This is a genomic window from Aquimarina ulvae (assembly GCF_053613295.3).
Genome location: NZ_JBSIBP030000005.1, coordinates 321,579 through 347,221, shown reverse-complemented (window position 1 = coordinate 347,221; position 25,643 = coordinate 321,579). Strand labels below are relative to the sequence as shown.

The following is a 25,643-nucleotide window of genomic DNA, read 5'->3' as shown; positions in this document are numbered from 1 at the left end:
ATTGTATTTTTTAATAATGAAGAACATCTAATTAATTAAATAAATGAAAGATAAAATTGCGGCTGTACAAGAATTTCATACGGCTTTTGAGATTGGGTACAAAAACAAGCCAATTGCGGATTTAGGAGCGGCTAAAAACACGCTTCGTTTTAATTTAATGAAAGAAGAAAATGAAGAGTATCTGGAGGCAGCTCAGAACAATGACCTGGTCGAAGTAGCAGATGCGCTTGGAGATATGTTATATATTCTGTGTGGTACGATTATAGAACACGGCATGCAACATAAAATAGAAGAGGTATTTACAGAGATTCAACGCAGTAATATGAGTAAGCTAGGAGAAAATGGCAAACCAATTTACAGGGAAGATGGTAAGGTATTAAAAGGCCCAAATTATTTCAAACCTAACATAAAGGAAATCTTAGATCGATAGTTATAACAAAAAATCCGGAATATACTTTCCGGATTTTTTTGTGCTTATAATTCCTGATTCTAAATTTTAGCAATTACACCTTTACTCTCCAGCTAAAAGGATCATCCGCTTTGTTGTACTGGATATTCATAAGTTCTTTCTTGAAATGAGAAGCGTAAGAATTCTCTTGTTTCTCTAGTTCATAATGCTCTCCCTGATATCCAAAAGCTTTTACAGGACTTACTACAGCTGCTGTCCCTGCTCCAAACACCTCTTTTAAACTACCATTTTTATGAGCTTCTACAATCTCACTTACTTTTATAGGTCTTACTTCTACTGTATATCCTTGTCTTTCTGCTAGTGCAATAAGACTCTTACGAGTAATCCCATCTAATATACGATCACTAACAGGTGCAGTCAATAAGGTGTTATTTACTCTAAAGAAAACGTTCATGGTTCCAGCTTCTTCTATATATTCGTGGGATTTAGCATCTGTCCAGATAATCTGCTGATATCCTTGTTCTTTGGCAAGCTTGGTTGGGTAAAATTGACCGGCATAATTACCAGCCGCTTTGGCGTATCCGAAACCTCCACTAGCCGAACGGCTAAATTTTTCTGCAACCAATACACTTACATCACCACTATAATAAGATTGTGCCGGAGAACAAATGATCATAAAACGATACTGATCAGCCTCTGAAGCAGAAACACTGGGTTGCGTAGCGATCACAAAAGGTCGGATATATAAAGAGTTACCAAAACCAGGCTTAATCCATTCGTTATCTAATCTCAATAAGGTGTTCAATCCATCAAAAAAATATTCCTCTGGAAACTCAGGCATGGCTAAACGTTCAGCAGATTTATTAATTCTGCTAAAGTTTTCATCAGGTCTGAATAGAAATGTATCACCGGCATCATCTTTATACGCTTTCATTCCTTCGAACACAGCCTGACCATAATGAAATACCCTTGCAGATGGATCGAGTGTCAGTGGCCCATAAGGTAAGATTTTAGGTGTTTGCCACTCGCCATCAATAAAATCACAAACAAACATATGGTCTGTAAAAACTTTGCCAAAAGCTAAATTTTCAAAATCTACTTGTCCTATTTTAGACTCACTTACTTTGGTAATTTCCATCTCTTGCGGAACTGCATTTTTCATCCGTTCGTTATTTATTAGGTTGTGAAAGTTTTTTAAAAATCAACAACAGCATTTTTTTGTAAATCGTGACAATGTCACGATATTGGCATATGTTGAAATATTAAACAAAAATACCTTTTTCTGGCAAATTAAGAATTTTAAAAATGTTTAATTTTGCCAAACACTATTAATAATAATGTATTATGAAAAAAATCACACTTTTTTTTGCAGGTTTATCGTTTTTAGTAGCTTGTAATTCTGTAGAAAAAGAATCCTTTTCAGTTCAGGATATAGCACTAAGTGAATATAGTAATTATGGAGGGAAAATTTCATCTGAAGCAATTTTGTATAAAGATGCAATTGCCGAAAAATATAAAAATCTTGTGGAAGGTGATACAATAGATGTTGCATTTTCGAGTACTGTAAATGATGTATGTAAAGCCAAAGGTTGTTGGATGAAAGTTGCGTTGGATGGTGAGCAGGAAACAATGGTAAAGTTTAAAGATTATGGTTTTTTTGTGCCTAAGGATATAGAAAGTGACACTATTATTGTGCAAGGGCGGGCATATGTCTCAGAAACTTCTGTGGAAGAATTACGTCATTTGGCCTTGGATGCCGGAAAATCAGAAGAAGAAATAGCAGCTATTACAACTCCTAAGAAAACCTATTCTTTTATGGCAAATGGAGTCTTAGTAAAACAATAATGGAGAAGAAGCTAAAACGGGAGATCATTACAACTTCTGATGGTTCTACTACGATACATTTTCCAGAATTAGATGAACATTATCATTCCAAACACGGTGCTATTAATGAAGCAAAACATGTGTTTATTAAAAATGGTTTTGATTATATTTTAGCTTCCAAAAAAACTTCTGAATTAAATATTTTGGAAATTGGTTTTGGAACCGGTTTAAATGCATTCATAACCTATCTTGAAGCTACAGAAATTCAGAGAAAGATTAGATATGTGGGGGTAGAAGCATATCCAGTTTCAACTAATGAGACCAAACTAATGAATTATGTTGAGCAATTATCTGCTCATCATCATCAAGATATTTTTGACGCATTGCACGAATCATCTTGGGAAAATCAGAATGCCTTATCTTCTAATTTTTCACTAACTAAGCGGAAACAGTTTTTTGCTGATATTAAAGATCAAAATTGCTTTGATTTAATTTATTTTGATGCTTTTGGTGCCAGAGTACAACCAGAACTATGGAATGTTGAAATTTTCGAGAAAATGTACGATGCACTTATGGAGTATGGAGTTTTGGTAACCTATGCTGCAAAAGGCAGTGTAAGACGTGCTATGCAAGAAGTAGGTTTTACTGTAGAAAGACTTCCTGGTCCGCCGGGTAAACGAGAAATGCTGAGGGCCATAAAGCGTTGAATCTTTTGGTTGTATTCGTGAACCAATAGAATTTAGATTTGTTAAACCTATAATAAAGAGATAGGTTATGTAAAAGGGCGTTGTTATTTTGCACGAAATAACGCACTAATGAAAGTCTTAATTACTGGAGCAACCGGACTTATTGGTCAGGAAATTGTAGGATTATGTCATCAATCAGATATTGATGTACATTACCTTACAACAAGTAAAAATAAGCTAACATCAGAAAAGAATTATAAAGGATACTATTGGAATCCTTCTTCTGGCGAAATAGATTTGGATTGTTTTGAGGATGTAGAAGTAATCATTAACCTCGTCGGCGCCACTGTAGCCAAACGTTGGACTAAAACGTATAAACAAGAGATTATAGACAGTCGGGTAGAAACAGCTTCTATCATGTTAGCATCACTAAAAAAAATAAAACATTCTGTAAGGCATATCGTTTCAGCTAGTGCTATAGGAATTTATCCGGACTCTTTTCAGAATTATTATAAAGAGGATTCTGTGGAACGGGATGCTGGATTTTTGGGAGAAGTTGTTACCAAATGGGAGGCTGCAGTTCGAGAATTCCAGACGATCAATATTGAGGTGAGTTTTCTTAGAATCGGACTTGTTCTTTCTAACAAAGGAGGTGCGTTTCCAAAAATAGTAAAGCCAATTAAAAAGGGATTGGGTGCGGCTTTTGGAAATGGAAAACAATGGCAAAGCTGGATTCATCTAGATGATCTTGCACAATTGTTTATGTATGTGGTAGAAGAAGAATTAACAGGTACTTATAACGCAGTAGCGCCTAATCCTGTTTCTAATGAAAAATTAACGAGCGTAGTAGCAGACAAAACGGATAAAAAAATTATACTACCTAATGTTCCAAGATTCTTGATGAAGCTAATTCTTGGTGAAATGCATACTTTATTATATAGTAGTCAGCGAGTTTGCGCCGATAAAATTTTAGCAGCAGGCTTCAAGTTTAAATACGACCATATTGTGCCAGCGGTTGAGGATCTGGTTTGAATACACAGAACCAAAGAAAAAAAGAAAAAGGCTAATACTTTCCAACAGTATTAGCCTTTTTTTTTATTTTATTTTTAGAACTAAGCCTTATTGGCTTTTAAACTTACTTTCAACTCAATATCATCATTGATAAACTTGTCTCCTAAATTTTCGAAAACAGACTTAGATCCATAATTTACTCCCCATTCAGTACGATTGATTGTAAAAACTTCACTTGTTAGAGTCATTGTGTCTCCTTCTACAGATGTTGAAACGGGGAATGAAATATTTTTCTTAATTCCTTTGATAGTAAGGTTTCCTTCTACCATTGCATTTCCTTCTTTTTCAGAAATACCAGTTACTTCAAAAGAAGCATTTGGAAATTTAGCCACATTAAAGAAATGATCTTCTTTTCCTTCGCCTTCTCCCTTAAGATGCCCTTCAAGACCTGCTTTGTCATCACCTTCCAGATCTGTTACATTAATCGATGTCATATCGATTACAAAAGAACCACTTTGGATTTTTCCTTCCTGCGTTTTTACCTTTCCTTTTGCTATGCTAATAGTTCCTGTATGTTCTCCTGTAGGTTTTTTACCCGTCCATTCAATAGTACTAGCTGCTGTATCTACAGTGTATGTGATTGCTTCTGCGGGTGCTTCTACAGTTTCTTCTGCAGCAGTAGCTTCTGTTTCATTTTTTTTCTCACCCTTGCAAGAGGTTGCAGCTGCTATTATGGCAGCAACAGCGAACAGGTTTATTAATTTGATTTTCATAATAATGTTAGTTTATAGTTTTAGAAAATCAAAATTATTTTTTTAGAAAAGGAATATTCTTAAATATATACTAAAATATTACAATGACATTATGACATTTATCCAAAAATGGCAGTACTTTTGCATCTTCAAAAAGAAAACTTATAAAAAGTACTGTTTACATGAGTAAGAAAAATAAAAACACTGATGATGTAAAAGATCAAGTGGAAGAGGCACTTGATACAACTGTTGAGGAAACAGAAGTAGAAGAGGTGGATGTTGAAACTCAATTAAAGGAAGACTTAGAAAAAGAAAAAGATAAATTCTTAAGACTCTTTGCAGAATTTGAAAATTATAAAAAGCGTACTTCTAGAGAACGGGTAGAATTGTTTAAGACAGCTAGCCAAGATGTGATACAGTCTATGTTGCCTGTATTGGATGATTTTGATCGTGCTCTTAAAGAGATCGAAAAATCTGCTGATAAGGATGTACTGAAAGGTATAGAGCTTATTCATAATAAACTAAAGGAAACCTTAAAAAACAAAGGGTTATCTGAAGTAGAAGTCGTAGTAGGAGACACGTTTAATGCTGATGATCATGAGGCGATAACGCAGATTCCTGCACCAAGTGATGAATTAAAGGGTAAAATTGTAGACGTTATAGAAAAGGGGTATAAATTAGGAGATAAAGTGATTCGTTTTCCTAAGGTGGTAACCGGACAATAAGACAAATTAGATGAAAGAAGATTTTTATGATATTTTAGGTATTACTAAGAATGCTACCATAGCTGAAATTAAAAAAGCATATCGTAAAAAAGCGATAGAATATCATCCGGATAAAAACCCAGGGGATACCACTGCGGAGGAAAAATTTAAGAAAGCAGCAGAGGCATACGAAGTACTAAGTGATCCTGATAAAAAAGCGCGCTATGATCAATTTGGTCACCAGGCATTTGAAGGTGGCGGCGGTTTTGGTGGTGGCGGAATGAATATGGATGACATATTTAGTCAGTTTGGTGATATTTTTGGCGGCGGAGGTTTTGGTGGTTTCGGCGGCTTTGGAGGCGGCGGAGGAAGACAACGCCGGGTAAAAGGAAGTAATTTGCGTATACGAGTTAAGCTTACGCTAGAAGAAATTGCTCACGGAGTAGAGAAAAAAATTAAAGTCAAACGTAAAGTTCAGGCTCCCGGGACTACTTATAAAACATGTGCAACCTGTAATGGTAGTGGCCAGATGACACGAATTACCAATACAATTTTGGGTAGAATGCAGACTTCTACTACGTGTTCTACTTGTGGTGGTGCAGGACAAAGCATCGACCACAGGCCATCTGATGCTGATGGGCAAGGTCTAAAAGTTTCAGAAGAAACAGTGAGCATAAAAATACCAGCAGGAGTAGAGGATGGTATGCAACTAAAAGTTTCTGGTAAAGGGAATGAAGCTCCAGGAGACGGGATTGCAGGAGATCTTCTGGTAGCGATTGAAGAATTAGATCATTCACAATTACAGCGTGAAGGAGATAACTTGCACTATGACCTATATATTAGTTTTTCTGAAGCTGCTCTTGGAGCATCAAGAGAGATTGATACAGTATCTGGAAAAGTCCGTATTAAGATTGAAGAAGGAGTACAAAGTGGTAAAATATTAAGGCTTAGGGGAAAAGGAATTCCGAGTATTAATGGCTACGGAAATGGAGACCTTCTTGTACATGTAAATGTTTGGACTCCAAAAACACTTAATAAAGAACAAAGAGAATTTTTTGAAAGAATGGCGCAGGATGATCATTTCAAACCTAGCCCCGATAGTAAAGACAAATCATTTTTTGAAAAAGTAAAAGATATGTTTTCATAAAAAAGGAGAATGATAAACAATGTAGGTGTAATCATTCTTAAATGCTGATTTTTGTTTAATAAAAATTCGTATATTTGAAACATCACTAGCGCATTTAGTGATAATTTTTCTTTTTCATAGCAATTTTTTTCCCATCCTTAATACTTGTATTTAGGGTGGGTTTTGTTTTTTATAAAACCCAGTGTTAGAGTGAGAAGTTGTAGTGCATTTAAGCATACTTTAATTATAAAAATAAAGCGGCTTACATCATAAGGTACAGTAATATGTGGCTGTTTATTTTATTTCAATAATTTTTTGACGTACTTAGCATAGTTTTTTTAATTTCAGAATAAATCACACTATTATATATGACCAATCTTTTGGAGGTACAAAAAGCAACGAAAAAGTTTGGAGACTTTATTGCCCTAAACTATGTTTCCATTCAAGTGCCTAAAGGAAGTATTTTTGGGTTATTAGGTCCGAACGGAGCAGGTAAAACGACATTGATCAGGATTATTAATCAAATTACGCTTCCGGATAAGGGGAGTGTCTTTTTGGATGGAGAACCACTACAGCCTCATCATATAAAAGATATCGGCTATCTTCCGGAGGAAAGAGGATTGTATAAATCCATGAAAGTTGGTGAACAGGCTTTATACCTTGCTCAACTTAAAGGGTTAAGTAAAAAAGAAGCTAAAGAAAGGCTAAAATATTGGTTTGATAAATTTGACATATCACATTGGTGGGATAAAAAAATACAGGAACTTTCTAAAGGAATGGCGCAGAAGGTACAATTCATTGTAACCGTACTTCACAAACCTAAGTTATTAATTTTTGACGAACCTTTTAGCGGTTTTGACCCAATCAATGCGAATGTAATTAAAGATGAAATCCTTCAATTAAGAGAGGAAGGCGCTACAGTAATTTTTTCTACACACAGGATGGAAAGTGTAGAAGAATTATGTGATCATATGGCATTGATACACAAATCAAATAAAATATTAGAAGGAAAAGTTTCTGATATCAAAAGAAACTATAAATCAAATACATTTGAAGTTGGATTGTTATCGGAAGACAATTTGAAACTGGAAGAAATTTTAAAGGACAAGTTTACTACATATCCAGCTAGTTTTAAAACCATAGAAGAACAACTTAAATTAAAAATCACCTTAGCCCAGGAAACATCACCAAATGAATTGTTAAGATACTTGTCCGAAAGAGCTCAGGTTGTTCGATTTAACGAAGTAATACCAAGTGTAAACGAAATATTCATTAAAACCATTACTGAAAATGAGTAGCAATTTACAGTTAATCATCAAGAGAGAATTTATTTCTCGTGTACGTAATAGAACTTTTGTGGTAATGACATTTCTAAGCCCTTTAATTGTGGTCGGAATGATAGCATTGATAACTTGGTTAACAACACTTAATAATGATGAGGTTAAGAAAGTTGCTATTGTTGATGAAACCGAATTGTTTATAACAGATCTGAAAGATACTGATGAAGTAAGCTATATAAATTATAGTAAAATTGGTTTGGAGGCAGCAAAAGATTCTGTCATATCCAAAAAACTATATGGACTGCTTTATATTCCAAATAAATCTTCTAATACAGAACTGTCAGAGTCTATTCAGTTCTATGCAGAAGAATCTCCCAAATTTTCAGTATTAAATAAGATTGAGCGGATTATAGCGAATAAATTAACAAAACAAAACTATAAAGCCGAAGGGCTCAATTTAGAGGCAATAGAAAACTCAAAGGCAAGGATAAACATTCAAATTGAAAATTTCTCTGGAGAGAAAACTTCCAAAATGTCTAATTATATCAAAATGGCGTTTGGTGGTCTTGCAGGATATTTATTAATGATGTTTATTATCATTTATGGTAATATGGTGATGCGTTCGGTTATAGAAGAAAAAACCAATCGGATTATAGAAATTATTATCTCCTCTGTAAAACCAATGCAGTTGATGATGGGTAAAATTCTGGGCACTTCTTTTGCCGGAATTCTTCAGTTTCTCGTTTGGGTGGTGCTAGGAGGAGTTTTATTATTGGTGGCTACTTCTATATTTGGGATTGAGGCACAACCTGCTGGGATAGATCCTTCTGTAGCCTTGCAAGAAAATAATCAACAAGAAATTCAACTTTTGATACAAGATGTATTAAAACTTCCATTGGCAACATTGGTACTATCATTCTTTGTTTACTTTATAGGAGGTTACTTTTTATACAGTTCGATCTATGCTGCTATCGGTGCCGCAGTCGATAGTGAAACGGATTCGCAACAATTTATGTTGCCTATTATTTTGCCATTGATGTTAGGCATTTATGTTGGTTTCTTTGCGGTGATAGAAAATCCACACGGAACCGTTTCGACAGTATTTTCTATGATTCCACTTACTTCTCCTATTGTTATGTTGATGCGGATACCTTTTGGAGTTCCTTGGTGGGAGATTTTGATTTCGATATTGATACTTATCGGAAGTATTATTTTTATGGTATGGCTTGCTGGTAAAATTTACAGAATTGGTATTTTGATGTATGGTAAAAAACCAAGTTATAAGGAATTGTTTAAATGGTTAAAATATTAAGATGATTCAGGAAGATATTAAAGAGCAAGTAGGAGAAATCACCGAGCAGGTAAAGGACGTAATAGAACAAGATGTTTGGGGTACTATCAAACATTTTTTAGAATATGAAATATTTCATTTTGGAGCCAAAGACCCCGTTATATTGACCGTTCGAGTGGTGATTTTGGTACTGTTATCTATAGTGGTAGCCTCATTTTTTCTAAAATTCTTCAGGAAAATTGTTACTAGAAAGTTAGCACATCAGGATAAGATCAAGTTCGAGTCTGTATTTTCTTTCGTCAAGTATTTTATTTACATCATCATTATCTTTATAACTTTAGATAATATTGGGTTTAATATTACTGCAGTTTTTGCAGCATCAGCGGCGTTGTTGGTTGGTGTAGGGCTTGCATTACAGACATTAATACAGGACATCATATCTGGAGTGTTCATTTTTATTGATCAAACGGTACACGTTGGTGATATTATAGAACTTGATGGTAAGGTAGGTAGGGTTGAAGAGATAAAACTAAGAACAACCAGAGCAGTTACTATAGATAACAAGGTTTTAATTATTCCAAATCATAAATATTTGACATCTACTTTATACAATTGGACACAGAATGGATCGGTAACCAGAGAATCTGTAGAGGTTGGAGTGGCTTACGGCAGTGATACGGTGTTGGTTAAAGATTTATTGATACAGGCTTCATTAGCCAATAAAAATGTATTGAAAGAACCACCTCCATTAGTATTGTTTACTGGTTTTGGGGATAGTTCACTTAATTTTAAATTAGTTTTTACAATAAATGATAGTTTTCAGGCACAAATTCCTAAAAGTGAAGTAAGGTTTGAAATTGATCGTTTATTTAGAGAACACGAGGTAACAATCCCATTCCCACAACGTGTAGTAACAATGGTAACGCCAAAAGAATAAAATAAAGCAGTAAGCCCCTGAATAATAAAATGAACAATAATAAGACCTTACTGATGGTTTATAGCATAATCTTTTGTGTTGTAAACACATTAAAATCCCAAGGTACGGATTTGGCACGGTTAGAATATGCATACATACCTCAGTCAAAAAGTGACAATGTTTATAGTAGGTTCAGAGTATCCGGAAACTATCCAATTAAAATTAATGATCGAGGGACTTATTTGGTGCTATCTTTTCAGTATAGATTGAATAACTTGCAGCTTAATGACGACTCCATCATTGTGGATAATACTGGGTTAGAAGAGTTTCATACCATTGGATTCGAATTAGGATATACCTATAAAATGAAGAATAATTGGAGATTTGGAGCAAAAATGGGCACAAGACTTTCATCCAACTTGGAAGCCTCTGGAGTAGATGGTGATGATTTCAGATATGCAGGATCCGTGTATTTTATAAAAAGTTATGGAGAGAAGACATCACCAAATACAGCTAGGTTAATTTTAGGGTTGCGATATGCAGCTCCGGCAAGCATCAATTTTCCTTTGCCAATAATTAATTATTCAAAAAGATTTCATCCTAGTTGGTCCTATGCACTTGGAACACCAAAAACGAGTATTAAATATTTTTTTAATGAGACGAATACATTACAAGCGTTTATTGGGTTAGATCGTTTTTACGGAAATATTCAGAATAATAGAATGTTTGTAGATGAAAATGGCGACACTAAAGTGGCTGAAAATGCATCAATGTTACTTATTAATAGTGCCTTAGGTTATGAATATTATTTTACGGAACACTTATTGTTCTATACATATACAGGATATACACTAAGTAATGAAATCCGTTTACGAGATAGGAATCAAGAAAATGTTCTCATTCTTAATGATAGAAACACATTCTATTTGCGAGGTGGAATTAAATTAAAATTATAATGGCAAGAATATTAGTTATTGAAGACGAAGCAGCGATCAGAAGAGTACTGGTTAAAATATTGTCTGAAGAAAGTGATAAATATGAAGTTTTTGAAGCAGAAGATGGATTGGTTGGAATTGAAAAGATCAAGAATGGGGATTATGATCTGGTATTATGTGACATCAAAATGCCTAAGATGGATGGTGTGGAAGTGCTGGAAGCTACAAAAAAAATCAAACCAGAGATTCCAATGGTTATGATTTCTGGACATGGAGATTTAGATACTGCAGTGAACACCATGCGATTGGGAGCATTTGATTATATTTCGAAACCACCAGATCTCAATCGGCTATTAAATACGGTTCGTAATGCTTTGGATAGAAAAGAACTGGTAGTAGAAAACAAAATGTTAAAAAAGAAGGTCTCCAAAAATTATGAGATGATTGGCGAGTCGGATGCAATTTCAGATATCAAAAATATTATTGAAAAAGTTGCAGCTACAGATGCTAGAGTTTTAATTACGGGACCAAATGGAACTGGAAAAGAATTGGTTGCGCACTGGATCCATCAAAAAAGTGAGCGTTCTAAAGGCCCGATGATTGAGGTCAATTGTGCTGCAATTCCCGGAGAATTAATCGAAAGTGAATTGTTTGGCCACGTGAAAGGAGCATTTACGTCAGCCAATAAGGACCGTGCAGGTAAATTTGAGGCAGCTAATGGAGGAACCATATTTCTTGATGAAATTGGAGATATGAGTCTGTCTGCGCAGGCGAAGGTGCTGAGAGCACTTCAGGAAAATAAAATTCAACGTGTTGGAAGTGATAAAGATATTAAGGTTGATGTTCGCGTTGTTGCGGCAACCAACAAGGATTTAAAAAAGGAAATTACAGACAATAAATTTAGAGAGGATTTATATCATAGGCTTGCAGTTATTCTGATAAAAGTACCAGCATTAAATGAGCGTAGAGAGGATATTCCTTTATTAGTAGATTACTTTACTAAAAAAATAGCAGGCGAACAGGGCTCAACTATAAAGTCTTTTTCGGATAAAGCAATTAAACAATTACAACAGTACGATTGGACAGGTAATATAAGAGAATTACGTAATGTGGTAGAACGTCTTATTATTTTAGGAAGTAAAGAAGTAAGCGAAGAGGATGTTAAACTTTTTGCATCTAAGTAAGGAGAAGTCTTATCTTGCAACCTACCGTAATGGTATACTTGCCCCAATATGAAGAGAATACTATGTATCATACTATTGTCCGTGTCATTTGTTTTAAAAGCGCAATATGAACCCAGTGCCATAAATTATGGGCTCGTAGCTATTAAAAGTTTTAGTACTGTTAATGAAGTTGGATTAGGGGCAAGGATAGAATATGCCCCTAATTGCTACACAACTTATATGGGAGAGTATAACAGGCTGTTTTCTATCGGGCCAGATGAAGAAGTTGAAGGTTATAATGAACTTGCACTTGGAGTGAACTTGATATTGTTTAATTGGTATCCTACAACTATAACAGCTGGATTTGGTTATATAGGTAACGATTCTAGTATCTTTGAAGAAATAGAAGACGATGCCTTGATAGCATTTAAAAGTGGAGATTTTAATCACGGAGCTCAGATCAAAATAAGAGCTTTACATCAAATTTCTATTCCTGTTCATATTTTTACAGAAGTTAATATAAAGAGTCTAGGTAGTCAATATCATACATTCCTTATTGGATTTAGTTATGATTTTAATGCGAGGTAGATAGGTTATGATATGGAAAAAAACACACTATTTGTTACCGCCTTATTAACCTCATTTGTAATAACCTCTCAAGTGCATTATGAAAGAGGTAGTGTTGATTTTGGACTGGGAGCTGTTATTAGTGTTGGCCTGCAAGAAGAAGTAGGCTTTGATATAAGATTTCAGTACACAACTTCAACTAAGATATCTACATATATAGTTGAGTATAATCGTTTTTTTATTAAAGAATTCGAAAATACCGAAGTCTATAATGATCTAGGTATCTCTTATAATGTACGATTACTAAATTGGCAGCGTTTAAGCGTAACCGCAGGAATTGGCTACGTTGGAAATGATTATGAAGTTTTGAGTAGGGCAGAAGATACTTCTAATCTCTTTTTCTCTACAGGAAGTTTCAATCATGGAGCCGGACTGAAATTTAGGGGGCTATATCATATAAATACACCTATCCATATTTTTATAGAACTGAGCCTTAAGAGTTTTGGAAAACGCTATGATACATTTGCTTTTGGTCTTACCTATTCGTTGGGTATTTAAACTTCCTTAACATTTTTAGCTTTAGCTCCTACTAAAACTTTAGTATCTTACCAGAGATAATATAAATGATGTTATGAATAAAATAAATCACGAAGATTTTCGAGTTTCGGGCCCAATAAAATTAACCGAAATCCCTACAACTTACGATCTTGATGCAAGTAAAAAGAAGATTGAAAACGAACTGGAAGAGGTTAGAGAAAAGCTGGGAGAATTTCAGGATACAATTTATGCTCACGATAAATATGCTGTACTTATTTGTTTACAAGGAATGGATACCGCTGGAAAAGATAGTTTGATTCGTGAGGTATTTAAAGATTTTAATACAAGAGGTATCGTAGTACATAGTTTTAAAGTACCTACAGAGTTAGAACTGGGACACGATTATTTATGGAGACATTACATTGCATTGCCACAACGAGGTAAATTTTCAGTCTTTAACAGAACACACTATGAAAATGTTTTGGTTACCAGAGTGCATCCACAATATATTATAAGCGAAAAGCTACCGAATATTAATTCTGTAGAAGATATAGACGATATGTTTTGGGAAAAGCGCTTCGAACAAATAAGAAATTTTGAAAAGCATATTGCAGAAAATGGTACATTAATTTATAAGTTCTATCTCCATTTATCAAAAGACGAGCAAAAAAACAGATTGCTTCGCAGATTAGAAAAGAAAGAAAAAAACTGGAAATTTTCCGCCGGAGATCTTAAAGAAAGAAAATTATGGGATACTTATCAATTCTGTTATCAAGACGCAATCAATAAAACATCGTTACCGCATGCACCATGGTATGTTATTCCGGCAGACAATAAACCTGTAGCACGATATATCGTAGCAAAAACATTATATGATACTTTGAAGAAATACGAAGATATAAAAGAACCCGAACTAGATGAAGAAACAAAATCTAATATAGCATTATACAAACAGCAACTAAAAAGCGAATAATCATATCATAATTGATAAACTAATTATAGTATATAACCATATTTCTGTGAAAAAAATAATCTTAATTACACTTATGACTTTTTCTGTTGTTTCCTTTGGTCAAAAGGATACTAATGAAAAAGACGCTACCGCAATTAAAAACTTTTTCAATACTACACTACTAAAAGGGAAAAGCTACGCTTGGTTAGATCACTTATCGAATCAGATTGGCCCCAGGCTATCGGGTTCTTTAAATGCTCAGAAAGCAGTAGAATGGACAGAACATGAATTAAAGAATTTAGGTCTAGACAAAGTTTGGTTACAATCTGTAATGGTACCAAAATGGACCAGAGGGGTCACGGAGTTTGCCTATATAGAAACAGAGCCTGGTCAGACAACTAATGTTCCTATCTGCGCCCTTGGTGGATCTGTGCCCACACCAATAGGTGGGGTTAAAGCAGAAATAATAGAAGTAAACGGATTCGAAGACCTTCGTGCATTGGGGACAAGTAAAATAGAAGGTAAAATCGTATTCTATAATCGCCCTATGCAGGCGGATCTTATTAATACATTTGAAGCATATGGTGGGTGTGTGGATCAAAGATATTCTGGTGCAGCCGAGGCTGCTAAATTCGGGGCAGTTGGTGTAATTGTACGTTCTATGAATTTACGATTAGATGATTTTCCGCATACAGGGACCATGAGCTATGGTGATTTAACAGATTTAGAAAAAATCCCTGCGGCCGCTATTAGTACAAATGGTGCAGAATTATTACACTCTATGCTTGCATTAGATCCAACTATTAAGTTTTTAATAAATATGAATTGCAGAACATGGAAAGATGTAGAATCTTTCAATGTGATCGGAGAAATTACAGGAAGCGAATTCCCCGAAGAATATATGATAGTGGGTGGTCATTTGGATTCATGGGATCTGGGAGACGGTTCACATGATGATGGAGCAGGAGTGGTACAATCGATGGAAGTACTTAGGTTGTTTAAAGAAACTGGATACAAACCAAAAAGATCTATTCGTGTGGTTCTCTTTATGAACGAAGAAAACGGATTACGAGGAGGAAAAAAATACGCAGAGATTGCCAAAAATAAATCAGAAAATCACGTTTTTGCGCTAGAAAGTGATGCCGGTGGTTTTACACCCAGAGGTTTCTCTTTTGATTGCAGTGATGAAAATTTCACCCAAATCCAACAGTGGAAGCCTCTTTTTGAACCTTATTTAGTTCATTACTTTTCTTTAGGGGGTAGCGGAGCTGATATTGGTCCTCTAAAAAAAGATGGAATCGTTTTAGCAGGTCTTCGCCCTGATTCTCAACGTTATTTTGATTATCATCATGCTAAGAATGATACGTTTGATGCAATTAACAAACGTGAGTTAGAACTTGGTGCAGCTACAATGGCAAGTTTAGTCTATCTTTTTGATAAATACGGTGTGCAATAAAAATGATATTAATGAGGGATTCCTTTACGTAAATAGTCAGAATAATATAAAGTGGGTAAAAGGAGGTCTGTCAAAAAAGTCAAGTTTTACAAAATAGATGCACATTCTCTTTTTTTCTGTGTCAAATTTATTGAATTATAAAAAGTATCTTTTTAAGCTGTTTTTGATGTTGTAATTAATAAGGACTTAAATTCTTTATCCGTTTTTTTCCAAAATTTAAGAAATCTTGTAAGTTGTTTCTTGTTTAATTTTTTAACATATTTAACAATATTTTCGTAATAATAATAATTCAAAAATGATTTTTTGTTAAAATTCTTTATGGTTTTACCATTGCTCAAGTTTATTTTTCTTATAAATAGGTGTATTTTCTTTTTAGCTTTTCGCTTTTTTTTCTTAGTACCTTCTTAACATTTCACTATTACCCTTCTTGTATTTGCTAAAAAATTATAATTTCTAATGTCTGTTAACCCACAGAGAGCGGGTACTTTGATGATAATTTTCAAAGGATTAGAGCTAAAACTGTGTATTGTTAAGAGGTAGTAAAGGTATTCTGCATTATTTTTTTACCTCATAGTTGTTATAACTTTAAATCATTGTTCATTGAGATATTTCAATAGTAATGTAATGATTTCCTGACCGAGATTAACTTAGTGATGAATCGATGAACGAAAAAATGAAAACGTAACTATCGTCATATCAGGCATTTTTAATATATGTATGGTGTGGTTTAAATGAAATAAGCACGAACTCAAAATTATAATAAATTATGAAGGATCACACAAACATAAAAACAGCAATATCCTATAAACTTCAATGTACAAAATTAGCTTTGGATTTTTGGAACAAAGAAAAACCCAACATACTAATTTCGGATATTCCTTAAGTTCCAATTCTTCTTTAATCAATATTGTAAACAGCGTAGTTGATACAATACAAAAAATTGGTTAACCAATTTAGAAACGAATTCTAAGAAATTCAAACCGAATTCTATCTAAAGAACCCCGTTTAATAATTAAAGCTTATCTATAAGTGTCTGTAGAGCTATTTTCATCCTAATTTAATCTTAGATACTAACCTAGCAGCTGTATAAGTTAAATTCAAAGGCGATTAAATAATACACAATTCTTAAAACTAAACTAACAATGAGAAATTTAATTAAAATAAGCATGATGATGTTATGGTGCTTATTCTGTGCAAACTCTTCAGCACAGTTCAATTATGGAGAAGCTTTACAAAAATCATTACTATTCTATGAAACGCAACAATCGGGGATATTACCAGATTGGAACAGAATAAGTTGGCGGTCAGATTCAGGAGTCAACGATGGAGCCGATGTAGGACTTGATCTTACAGGAGGTTGGAACGATGCAGGAGACCACGTTAAATTTGGCTTTCCAATGGCTTTTTCAGTAACTGCCTTAAATTGGGGGTTTCTAGAATACAAAGAGGGTTATGACGCGGCAAATCAGACAGAACATTTCAAGAGAAATGTTAAATGGGTTACTGATTACTTTATTAAATGTCATCCGTCTCCTAATGTTTTTTATGCACAGGTAGCAGATAGTAAATCACAAGATCATAATTTTTGGATGCCAGCCGAGATGGTTGATGTACACCCAATGTATGGACAACGTAAGTCTTATGCATTAACAACCAGTAATCCAGGTACCGATGTTGCCTGCGAAACAGCAGCGGCATTGGCCTCTGCCAGTATTATTTTTAAAGATAGTGATCCCGGGTATAGTGCTACTTTATTACAACATGCTATAGAATTATATGAGTTTGGTGATAATCATAGAGGCCTTTACACTTCAGAAGGTAATATCCCAGCAGTAGGAACGTACACATCAGGTAATTTTCAGGACGAATTAACTTGGGGAGCACTTTGGTTGTACAAAGCTACCGGAGACCAAAAATATCTAGACAAAGCTGAAGCAGAATATACGCAACCTGATTTTTTGTGGAGTCTTGTTTGGGAAGACAAATCTTACGGAAATATGGTTTTGTTATCTATTATGACAGGAAAAGATACTTATAAGACTGATGCAGAACGTCATCTGGACTGGTGGCAAGAGGGAAATGGTGGGGTGAACTATTCACCAGGTGGTCAGGCACATTTAACGCAATGGGGATCTCTACGTCACGCAATGAATGCTTCTTTAACAGCGCTTATTTACAGTGATAATGTAGATACTCCAAAGAGTTCTCAATATCGAAACTTTGCGATAAATCAAGTAAATTATGCTTTGGGCGATAATCCAAATAATAGAAGTTTGGTAACTGGTTTTGGTATAAATCCTCCAACAAAGCCACATCATAGAGGACAACATTCTAGTTGGACAAGGAGCAGTGCGAATCCGGTAGAGTCAAGACATACCATGTGGGGAGCTCTCATGGGAGGACCTTCTAAACCTGATGATGCATTTGAAGAAGACAGGGATGACTTTCAGGCAAACGAAGTAGCTACAGACTACAATGCCTGTTATCAAGGAGTGTTAGCAAGGATGGTAATGGAATTCGGAGGATCCCCTTTACCTAATTTTCCACAGGCAGAAACTCCTGGATTGGAGTTTGCTAATGAGGTTAAACTAAATAATGATCAGTCAAAATTTACGGAGGTAGCAATATGGTTAAATAACCGTTCTGGATGGCCAGCAAGGGTGCCAAATACATTAAAGGCTCGTTACTTTATTGATATTTCAGAAGGTGTTGCTGCTGGATTTAGTGCAAGTGATTATGAACTTACTGCTCGTGGAGCAGGAAATACAACTATTAACAGTTTACAGGAGTGGGACGCTTCTAGTAATATTTATTATGCTGAAATAGAGGTTGATCAAGGCAATATGCCTTTTCCTGGAGGACAAGGTGAGTATAGAAGTGAAATTCAATTAAGAGTTTCTTTACCTACGAGTGCTCCTGAAACTGCTTGGGATGCGTCAAATGATTTTTCTTATGAAGGATTGACTAGTGGATTACAAATTTCAGATAATGTGCCGATTTATGCAGATGGAATATTAGTAGGAGGACGAGAACCTAACGGTGGTGAAGTACCAACGGCATCTTTTACAGCTACTCCAGAATCAGGAACGGCTCCATTAGAGGTTTCGTTTGATGCTTCAGCTTCGTCTGACCCTAATGGAGATTCATTGAGTTATAATTGGGATTTTGGTAATGGTCAGACATCTTCTGTAGTAGATCCATTAATTACATATACGGAAATCGGATCTTATTTAGTATCTCTCACCGTTAGCGATGGACAAAATACTTCTTCAGAATTTACCAGAACAATTACTGTACTTGATGGAAATATAGCACCAATAGCAGATTTTTCTGCAACACCAGTCACTGGGATAGCTCCAGTAACAGTGGATTTTGATGCATCAGCTTCTTCTGATGAAAATGGTGATTCTCTTACATATATTTGGGATTTCGGTGATGGAGAGTCAGGATCTGGAGTAACAATTGCACACGAATACGCTGATATAGGAGAGTATGATGCCCAACTTACGGTAAGTGATGGTAGTAAAGAAGATACAAAGACCATAACAGTTACAGTTACAGATGGAAGTCCAGTAGCTGCTTTTACTGTAAGTACAGATTCAGGAGTTGCACCTTTAGATGTTACTTTTGATGCCTCTGGATCCGCAGATCCAACAGGAGGGAGTCTTACATACAGTTGGGATCTAGGGAATGGTCAAACTGCTTCTACAGTAGCCACTTCCGCTACATATACAGATATTGGAGAAGTGATTGTAACACTAACAGTTACAAATGCTTCGGGAGACACAGATACAGCGACAAAAACTATTACTATTACTGATGATAGTGTAAGCTGTAGGTTTGATACTCCAATACCTAATGGATTGCCTTCTATTAATGAGGAGTTTCAGAATATTTTTGTTTTAGGAGATGGAGGACCAAATTTGGATAATGTTGCCAAGTTTAATATTAACTGGAGTTTAGAAAATAATGGATTATATCAATTTTCTATGAATACCAATAATGGTACTCCTAATTGGTGGAATGATTTTTTACCAAACGTTACTCAAAACTTCAATTCTTCTCAGCCAGAGATTACAATTACAGGTTCTGGTTTTGTCGGGCTTGATGGCTCATATTATGTAACAATAGATGAGGGTAATTTTGTTTTAGTTTCTAAGACTGGTGGATTTACTGTTTATTTTAGCACTTCTGCAACTGCACCGGATTGTGATGGAGGAATATCAAATCCAACTACCACGGATGGAGGTAGTATTACTGGTGGCCCATTTGTATTTACAGTAGGAGATGGTGTTGCTGATAATGTTTCTGGAATTACTTTAACAGGGAACACAGGTGCTAATTCTCAATGGGTAGTAACAGACGATCAGAATATTATTTTGGGATTACCAGGAAATATCGGAGATGTTGATTTTGATGGAGCTGGAACAGGAACTTGTTTAATCTGGCATTTGAGTTATGAAGACGGTTTACAAGGTTTAGAGGCAAATAATAATGTTTCGGATTTAGTGGGAGATTTTGATTTCTCTAATTCTATAGCTGTGATCCGAAATCCAGTTACTATAGGTGGTGATTGTACTTTTGATACACCAATTGCATCAGCATTACCATCTATTGATAATAGATATACTAACGTATTTGTATTAGGAGATGGCGGGCCAGATCCTAGTAATATCAGAGAGTTTTCTATTAATTGGAATCTAGAAAATAACGGATTGTATCAATTCGCATTAAATACAAATAATGGTACTCCTGATTGGTATGTAGATCTTAGTGGAAATCTAACTCATAATTTTAATTCTCCTCAACCAGAAGCTATTTTAACAGGGACTCAGGTCAGTGGTTTAGATGGTGAGTATTGGGTGAATGTAGATGGAGGTAATTTTGTAATGGTTTCTAAAAATAGTGGATTCACACTTTATTTCAGTTTAACTGCTACACCACCCGATTGTGGTGATACTGGAGGAGGAAATACAGATCCTGTGGCAGATATTTCTGCAACGCCTATTTCTGGAGAAGCTCCACTTTTAGTAACATTTGACGCAGTTGCTTCTACCGATGCAGATGGAGATGCATTAAGTTACGCTTGGGATTTTGGAGATGGCAATACTGCTAATGGAGTGACTGTAGAAAATACATTTACTTCTATAGGAGATTATTCGGTAACATTAATTGTGGACGATGGTAACGGAGGTACTGATCAGGCAGTAATAACAATTACGGTGACTGATGGCGATATTATCATTAACCCTCCTACTGGAGAAAATGCATATATCGATCGTTTTATCGAAATGAGAAATGAGTTCTATGATCCGGCAAATGGATATTTTAGTGCAGATGGTTCTCCACATCACTCAGTGGAAACGTTAATTGTAGAAGCTCCTGATTACGGTCATGAGTCTACTAGTGAATTATACTCATACTGGTTGTGGCTAGAAGTTATGAACGGTAGAATTACACAAGATTGGGCTCCGTTAAATAATGTTTGGAATAAAATTGAAGAATTTATAATTCCTACTACAGCGGATCAGCCTAGTAATGGAGCTTATAATGCTTCATCTCCAGCAGCGTTCGCAAGTGAATTTCCACTACCAAGTGATTATCCGGCACCACTTAATTTTAGTGCTCCGGTTGGATCAGATCCAGTTTCACCAGATTTAACTGCAACATATGGTGCTGATATTTATCAGATGCATTGGTTATTAGATAATGATAATTTTTATGGATATGGAAACAGAGGTGATGGGGTAAGTACACCCTCATATATAAATACTTTCCAAAGAGGAGAACAGGAATCAGTTTATGAAACTGTACCTCACCCATCTTGGGAGAGTTTCGACTGGGGAGGAACTAATGGATATCTTCCACTATTTATTGAAGATCAAAATTATGCACAGCAATGGAGATATACAAGTGCTCCGGATGCAGATGCAAGAGCAGTTCAAGCAATGTACTGGGCTCAGGTATATGCAAAAGAACAAGGTGCAAGTTTAGGAAGTTTAGATTTAGATAAAGCATCTAAAATGGGAGATTTCCTTAGGCTATCAATGTTTGATAAGTATTTTAAACCCATGGGAGTACAAAGTGCGACCAGTGGAGCGGGATCTGGATATGACAGTGCACATTACTTAATGTCGTGGTACATGTCTTGGGGTGGTTCGGCAGATCCTGCTTCGCAATGGGCCTTTAGAATAAGTTCTAGTCATTGTCACTTTGGCTACCAGAATCCAATGGCTGCTTATGCACTAACAAAAGTGGATGAATTGAAACCAAAATCTCAAAATGGAGAAAGAGATTGGACTGAAAGTTTAAAAAGACAAATGGAATTTTATACTTGGCTACAGTCTAAAGAAGGTGCTATTGCTGGTGGAGCTACTAATAGTTGGAATGGAGATTATAGTCCATATCCCGCTGGTAAATCTACATTCTATGATATGGCATTTGATACAAATCCTGTTTATCACGATCCAGGAAGCGGAACCTGGTTTGGGTGGCAAGCCTGGTCTATGGAAAGAGTGGCAGAATATTACTATATCACAAATGATCCAATGGCAAAATCTTTAATGGATAAATGGGCAACATGGGTTAAAAGTGAAGTGAAACTTATCGGAACGGATGATTTCGAAATACCTGCTACCTTGGAATGGACTGGTGAGCCAGATACTTGGAATCCAGATAGTCCTGGAAGTAATGATAACCTTAGTGTTGTAGTTACAGATTATGGTAAAGATTTAGGTGTGGCAGCTTCGATGGCAAAGGCACTTATTTATTATGCTGCTGCAACTCAAAAGCATGCTACTTTAGATACAGAATCTCGTGATTTAGCTAAAGAAGTATTAGATAGAATGTGGAATACGTATAGAGATGATAAAGGAGTTTCCTCTCCAGAAGACAGAGGAGATTTTGCTAGAATCTTTGAAGAAGAAGTATACATTCCTAATGGATTTAGTGGAACAATGCCTAATGGAGATCAGATTAAACCTGGAGTAACATTCCTAGATATAAGATCAGATTATAAAAATGATCCAGATTTTGATAGATTAGAAGCAGCATACAATGCTGGAGAGGAATATACACAACGTTATCATAGAAGTTGGGCTCAGATAGAAGTAGCACTAGCAAATGCGGAATTTGGATTCTTTTTTGGAGATCAAGAACCAGGAGTTAAAGCTCCAGAAAAAGAGCTTACCGTAAGTGCAACACCAAATCCTGCTTCGGATTATATTACTCTTTCTACTAATTTTGATATGACAAATGTTAGAATTAGAGTGATAGATATTGCTGGTAATGTGATCAGAACAGAATCTATGAAAAATGAACAAAAGTCTACTAGACTTTCTGTTAATGCATTACCTTCTGGGATGTATATTTTAGAAATTTATGATATAACTACTGGAGATAAATTCAGAAATAAAATTATCAAAAATTAGTTTTAAAAAGAGAGAGGTTATATAGCCTCTCTCTTACTTTTTTATCCTTTTTTAAGTCTGAGATATACAAATCTTCTGAAAAGCATAAATGAACAAAAGTTTGATAACATCAAAGGTGTTTCATATACTTTTTAGTTATCACACTTCGCAGCAAACTATTACCAATTACAATAACTACGTTAGTTGTTGAAAAAAATATATACATGAAACGATTTATAAATTATATGATGATTCTGTTACTGTTCCTCGGCGGTATTACAGAAATTATAGCACAGCAACAGAATTTTCTGACGGTATCAGGAAATAAATTATATGACACTACCGGAAAAGAAGTACGATTAACCGGAGTTAACTGGTTTGGTTTTGAAACATCCTTGTATCAGCCACATGGGATTTGGAGCAGAGATATGAAAAGTGTTTTGCAACAAATCAAAGACCTGGGCTTTAATACAATTAGGGTTCCTTGGTGTAATGAAATGCTAAATTCCGGAGCAACTATAAATGTTAATTCATATGGAACAGATCCCTATACTGGCATTTCTCCTATGAATGAAGAAGAGGCAACAGTAAACAAGCCAATAGAATTACTTGACATTTTTGTAAAATGGTGTCAAGAAAATGATATGAAGATTGTATTAGATAATCATTCTAGAGCCGCTGATGGTTTTTTAAACGAAGCGGTTTGGTATACTCCAGAATATTCTGAAGAACGTTGGATTGATGATTGGGTGTTTATGGCAGATCGGTATAAAGATTTTTCGGCGGTTGTTGCAATGGATTTAAATAACGAACCACATGGATCTACTTGGGGTGATAGCAATCCGGCTACAGATTGGAACAAAGCCGCAGAACGTTGCGGTAATGCTGTTTTGGAAGTAAATCCCAATGTTTTAATTATTGTAGAAGGAGTTGGAGAGTTTGAAGGAAACTCCTATTGGTGGGGAGGACAATTAATGGGAGCAAAGAAATATCCTGTTCAGTTATCTGCTCCGAATAAATTGATGTATTCTGCGCACGAATACGGTCCCGAAGTAGCACAACAAGACTGGTTTACTGCTAGCAATTTCCCTCAAAATATGCCTGGTTTATGGACTGATAATTTTCATTATTTATATGAAGAGGGTACTTCTCCACTATTTTTAGGAGAATTTGGGATTAAAGATCAAGATGCTTTTGAAGGTATTTCCTATACCTGGTTTACCGAGTTTACAGATTTTATGGGTGATATTTATTCTTGGACATTTTGGAGTATGAATCCAAATTCTGGAGATACCGGAGGAATTTTACAAGATGATTGGACAAATGTTAATCAATGGAAATTAGATGTGTTAACTCCCCATTTGGCACCATTTATTCCTAATGTTGTAGGAGGAACAGGAAATCTTCCTCCTACAGCTAGATTTACTTCGGATATAGACTCAGGTAATGCACCTTTAACAGTGCAATTTGATGCATCTGAATCCACAGATCCTGATGGAGACAATTTATCTTATTCTTGGAATTTTGGCGATGGATCTACTGCCACTGGAATAGGGATATCTCATTTGTTTGCGCAACCAGGTACTTATCAGGTTAGTCTTACTGTTAATGATGGAGCATTAAGTGATACTACTAATAAAACCATAACCGTTATAGACGATACGGTTTCAACAGTCACTGCTAATTTAGTTGCAGACAATAACTCAGGAATAGCTCCGGCTACTATTAATTTTGATGCTACAGGATCTATGTCTTCTGACGGAAGCGCGTTGGTTTATGGCTGGGATTTTGGAGATGGAACTGCTGGTTCTGGAGTAACTATAAATCACGAGTTTGTAGAGGCAGGTAGTTATGATGTTGTATTAACAGTATCTAATGCAGATGGAATTTCTGATACAGCAATTACTACTATCGTTATTACAGAACCAAACACTGGTGGTGATTGTAGTTTTGGAGCGCCATTAAATAACCCTTTACCAACTATTCCTAATGCTTCTTACAGCAATATATATATTCTTGGATCTGGTGGGCCAGACTTAAGTAATGTTACTAATTTCACTATCAATTGGGATTTACAAAATAATGGTCTTTGGCAATTCTCTATGAATACCAATAATGGAATTCCGAGTTGGTGGAATGATTTAAAAACTAATGTTACTATTCAAAATTTCAATACTGCGCAACCTAGCATTACTATTACAGGTACAGGTTTTTCTAACTTAGATGGTGCTTATTATGCAACAATTGATGGGGATAATTTTGCATTGGTATCTAAAAGCGGAGCTTTTACAATTTATTGTAGTAATAGTAATACCGCTCCTAATTGTCAGGAACAGTTAAAAGATCCAATTGTTGAGAATGACATAATAAGAATAAAAGCATATCCAAATCCAGTGAAAGATCAATTAACCTTAATAACTAAAGATGATCTCATAGGTACTAGAGTCAGTTTGATCGATGTAACAGGAAGAATTGTAAAGACAATTGCTATTGCATCAAAAACAAAAAAAGTAACACTTAGTGTTTTAGGTCTCAAACCAGGCTTATACTTTGTGAAATTTAATCAGAGTAATACGATCAAAACAAAAAGAATAATTAAAAAATAAATCACTAGAATAATTAATA

19 protein-coding genes are annotated in these 25,643 nt (G+C 35.3%); 17 read left to right on the top strand and 2 right to left on the bottom strand.

Annotation, left to right across the window (positions count from 1 at the left end; translation table 11 throughout):
* The first annotated feature begins 43 nt into the window (after window positions 1-43).
* Window positions 44-430, top strand: coding sequence for a pyrophosphohydrolase domain-containing protein (locus ACWGOQ_RS13560; protein ID WP_452058689.1), 387 nt, complete (start codon window positions 44-46; stop codon window positions 428-430).
* A 73-nt stretch (window positions 431-503) separates the two neighbouring features.
* Here ACWGOQ_RS13560 and ACWGOQ_RS13555 read toward each other — a convergent pair whose 3' ends face one another.
* A complete protein-coding gene (locus tag ACWGOQ_RS13555; RefSeq protein ID WP_452058688.1) occupies window positions 504-1,571 on the bottom strand; it encodes a branched-chain amino acid aminotransferase in 1,068 nt (355 codons plus the stop codon).
* A gap of 182 nt (window positions 1,572-1,753) precedes the next feature.
* Here ACWGOQ_RS13555 and ACWGOQ_RS13550 point away from each other — a divergent pair, with 182 nt between their 5' ends.
* The 3 genes from ACWGOQ_RS13550 (at window position 1,754) to ACWGOQ_RS13540 (ending at window position 3,951) form a co-directional block, all read left to right on the top strand.
* Window positions 1,754-2,254 (top strand): DUF4920 domain-containing protein, encoded by a 501-nt coding sequence (locus tag ACWGOQ_RS13550; RefSeq protein WP_452058687.1) that lies wholly within the window; start codon window positions 1,754-1,756, stop codon window positions 2,252-2,254.
* Entirely contained in the window at window positions 2,254-2,940 is a 687-nt protein-coding gene (mnmC2, locus tag ACWGOQ_RS13545; RefSeq protein WP_452058686.1) for a tRNA (5-methylaminomethyl-2-thiouridine)(34)-methyltransferase MnmC2, read from the top strand. The genes ACWGOQ_RS13550 and mnmC2 overlap by 1 nt, the downstream gene beginning before the upstream one ends.
* Window positions 2,941-3,048: 108 nt before the next feature.
* On the top strand, window positions 3,049-3,951 hold the full coding sequence (locus ACWGOQ_RS13540) for a TIGR01777 family oxidoreductase (RefSeq protein WP_452058685.1): 903 nt from the start codon (window positions 3,049-3,051) through the stop codon (window positions 3,949-3,951).
* An 80-nt stretch (window positions 3,952-4,031) separates the two neighbouring features.
* Here ACWGOQ_RS13540 and ACWGOQ_RS13535 read toward each other — a convergent pair whose 3' ends face one another.
* Window positions 4,032-4,703, bottom strand: coding sequence for a YceI family protein (locus tag ACWGOQ_RS13535; protein WP_452058684.1), 672 nt, complete (start codon window positions 4,701-4,703; stop codon window positions 4,032-4,034).
* 161 nt (window positions 4,704-4,864) lie between these two features.
* On the opposite strand from ACWGOQ_RS13535, the gene ACWGOQ_RS13530 reads away from it, so the two are divergent.
* The 13 genes from ACWGOQ_RS13530 to ACWGOQ_RS13470 all read left to right on the top strand — a co-directional run bounded on the left by ACWGOQ_RS13530 (window position 4,865) and on the right by ACWGOQ_RS13470 (window position 25,624).
* Entirely contained in the window at window positions 4,865-5,407 is a 543-nt protein-coding gene (locus tag ACWGOQ_RS13530; protein WP_452058683.1) for a nucleotide exchange factor GrpE, read from the top strand.
* A 10-nt stretch (window positions 5,408-5,417) separates the two neighbouring features.
* Window positions 5,418-6,533, top strand: a complete 1,116-nt coding sequence (dnaJ, locus tag ACWGOQ_RS13525) for a molecular chaperone DnaJ (protein WP_452058682.1) — start codon at window positions 5,418-5,420, stop codon at window positions 6,531-6,533.
* A gap of 347 nt (window positions 6,534-6,880) precedes the next feature.
* Window positions 6,881-7,810, top strand: coding sequence for an ABC transporter ATP-binding protein (locus tag ACWGOQ_RS13520; RefSeq protein ID WP_452058681.1), 930 nt, complete (start codon window positions 6,881-6,883; stop codon window positions 7,808-7,810).
* A complete protein-coding gene (locus ACWGOQ_RS13515) occupies window positions 7,803-9,104 on the top strand; it encodes an ABC transporter permease (protein WP_452058680.1) in 1,302 nt (433 codons plus the stop codon). Before ACWGOQ_RS13520 ends, ACWGOQ_RS13515 begins: the two co-directional genes overlap by 8 nt.
* A gap of 1 nt (window position 9,105) precedes the next feature.
* Complete coding sequence (locus ACWGOQ_RS13510; RefSeq protein ID WP_452058679.1) at window positions 9,106-10,020, top strand: mechanosensitive ion channel family protein; 915 nt, start codon at window positions 9,106-9,108, stop codon at window positions 10,018-10,020.
* A 29-nt stretch (window positions 10,021-10,049) separates the two neighbouring features.
* On the top strand, window positions 10,050-10,955 hold the full coding sequence (locus ACWGOQ_RS13505) for a DUF6268 family outer membrane beta-barrel protein (protein ID WP_452058678.1): 906 nt from the start codon (window positions 10,050-10,052) through the stop codon (window positions 10,953-10,955).
* Window positions 10,955-12,118 carry a sigma-54-dependent transcriptional regulator gene (locus tag ACWGOQ_RS13500; RefSeq protein WP_452058677.1) on the top strand — a complete coding sequence of 388 codons (1,164 nt, stop codon included), beginning with the start codon at window positions 10,955-10,957 and terminating at the stop codon, window positions 12,116-12,118. The genes ACWGOQ_RS13505 and ACWGOQ_RS13500 overlap by 1 nt, the downstream gene beginning before the upstream one ends.
* Before the next feature lie 48 nt (window positions 12,119-12,166).
* Window positions 12,167-12,685: a hypothetical protein gene (locus ACWGOQ_RS13495; protein ID WP_452058676.1), complete on the top strand. Its 519-nt coding sequence runs from the start codon at window positions 12,167-12,169 to the stop codon at window positions 12,683-12,685.
* Window positions 12,686-12,697: 12 nt separating this feature from the next.
* The gene (locus tag ACWGOQ_RS13490; RefSeq protein WP_452058675.1) at window positions 12,698-13,222 is read left to right on the top strand and encodes a hypothetical protein; all 525 of its coding nucleotides are present in this window, start codon (window positions 12,698-12,700) and stop codon (window positions 13,220-13,222) included.
* 73 nt (window positions 13,223-13,295) lie between these two features.
* Window positions 13,296-14,174, top strand: coding sequence for a PPK2 family polyphosphate kinase (locus ACWGOQ_RS13485; RefSeq protein WP_452058674.1), 879 nt, complete (start codon window positions 13,296-13,298; stop codon window positions 14,172-14,174).
* Window positions 14,175-14,220: 46 nt separating this feature from the next.
* Window positions 14,221-15,609, top strand: a complete 1,389-nt coding sequence (locus ACWGOQ_RS13480) for a M20/M25/M40 family metallo-hydrolase (RefSeq protein ID WP_452058673.1) — start codon at window positions 14,221-14,223, stop codon at window positions 15,607-15,609.
* 1,142 nt (window positions 15,610-16,751) lie between these two features.
* Window positions 16,752-23,039 (top strand): glycoside hydrolase family 48 protein, encoded by a 6,288-nt coding sequence (locus tag ACWGOQ_RS13475; protein ID WP_458202820.1) that lies wholly within the window; start codon window positions 16,752-16,754, stop codon window positions 23,037-23,039.
* A gap of 203 nt (window positions 23,040-23,242) precedes the next feature.
* The gene (locus ACWGOQ_RS13470) at window positions 23,243-25,624 is read left to right on the top strand and encodes a cellulase family glycosylhydrolase (protein WP_452058671.1); all 2,382 of its coding nucleotides are present in this window, start codon (window positions 23,243-23,245) and stop codon (window positions 25,622-25,624) included.
* The last annotated feature ends 19 nt before the right edge of the window (window positions 25,625-25,643 follow it).

Excerpts from the sequence above, each read along its gene's own strand:
- ACWGOQ_RS13560 (WP_452058689.1), top strand. The coding sequence starts at position 44 with ATGAAAGATAAAATTGCGGCTGTACAAGAATTTCATACGGCTTTTGAG.
- ACWGOQ_RS13555 (WP_452058688.1), bottom strand. The coding sequence starts at position 1,571 with ATGAAAAATGCAGTTCCGCAAGAGATGGAAATTACCAAAGTAAGTGAG.
- ACWGOQ_RS13550 (WP_452058687.1), top strand. The coding sequence starts at position 1,754 with ATGAAAAAAATCACACTTTTTTTTGCAGGTTTATCGTTTTTAGTAGCT.
- mnmC2 (WP_452058686.1), top strand. The coding sequence starts at position 2,254 with ATGGAGAAGAAGCTAAAACGGGAGATCATTACAACTTCTGATGGTTCT.
- ACWGOQ_RS13540 (WP_452058685.1), top strand. The coding sequence starts at position 3,049 with ATGAAAGTCTTAATTACTGGAGCAACCGGACTTATTGGTCAGGAAATT.
- ACWGOQ_RS13535 (WP_452058684.1), bottom strand. The coding sequence starts at position 4,703 with ATGAAAATCAAATTAATAAACCTGTTCGCTGTTGCTGCCATAATAGCA.
- ACWGOQ_RS13530 (WP_452058683.1), top strand. The coding sequence starts at position 4,865 with ATGAGTAAGAAAAATAAAAACACTGATGATGTAAAAGATCAAGTGGAA.
- dnaJ (WP_452058682.1), top strand. The coding sequence starts at position 5,418 with ATGAAAGAAGATTTTTATGATATTTTAGGTATTACTAAGAATGCTACC.
- ACWGOQ_RS13520 (WP_452058681.1), top strand. The coding sequence starts at position 6,881 with ATGACCAATCTTTTGGAGGTACAAAAAGCAACGAAAAAGTTTGGAGAC.
- ACWGOQ_RS13515 (WP_452058680.1), top strand. The coding sequence starts at position 7,803 with ATGAGTAGCAATTTACAGTTAATCATCAAGAGAGAATTTATTTCTCGT.
- ACWGOQ_RS13510 (WP_452058679.1), top strand. The coding sequence starts at position 9,106 with ATGATTCAGGAAGATATTAAAGAGCAAGTAGGAGAAATCACCGAGCAG.
- ACWGOQ_RS13505 (WP_452058678.1), top strand. The coding sequence starts at position 10,050 with ATGAACAATAATAAGACCTTACTGATGGTTTATAGCATAATCTTTTGT.
- ACWGOQ_RS13500 (WP_452058677.1), top strand. The coding sequence starts at position 10,955 with ATGGCAAGAATATTAGTTATTGAAGACGAAGCAGCGATCAGAAGAGTA.
- ACWGOQ_RS13495 (WP_452058676.1), top strand. The coding sequence starts at position 12,167 with ATGAAGAGAATACTATGTATCATACTATTGTCCGTGTCATTTGTTTTA.
- ACWGOQ_RS13490 (WP_452058675.1), top strand. The coding sequence starts at position 12,698 with ATGGAAAAAAACACACTATTTGTTACCGCCTTATTAACCTCATTTGTA.
- ACWGOQ_RS13485 (WP_452058674.1), top strand. The coding sequence starts at position 13,296 with ATGAATAAAATAAATCACGAAGATTTTCGAGTTTCGGGCCCAATAAAA.
- ACWGOQ_RS13475 (WP_458202820.1), top strand. The coding sequence starts at position 16,752 with ATGAGAAATTTAATTAAAATAAGCATGATGATGTTATGGTGCTTATTC.
- ACWGOQ_RS13470 (WP_452058671.1), top strand. The coding sequence starts at position 23,243 with ATGAAACGATTTATAAATTATATGATGATTCTGTTACTGTTCCTCGGC.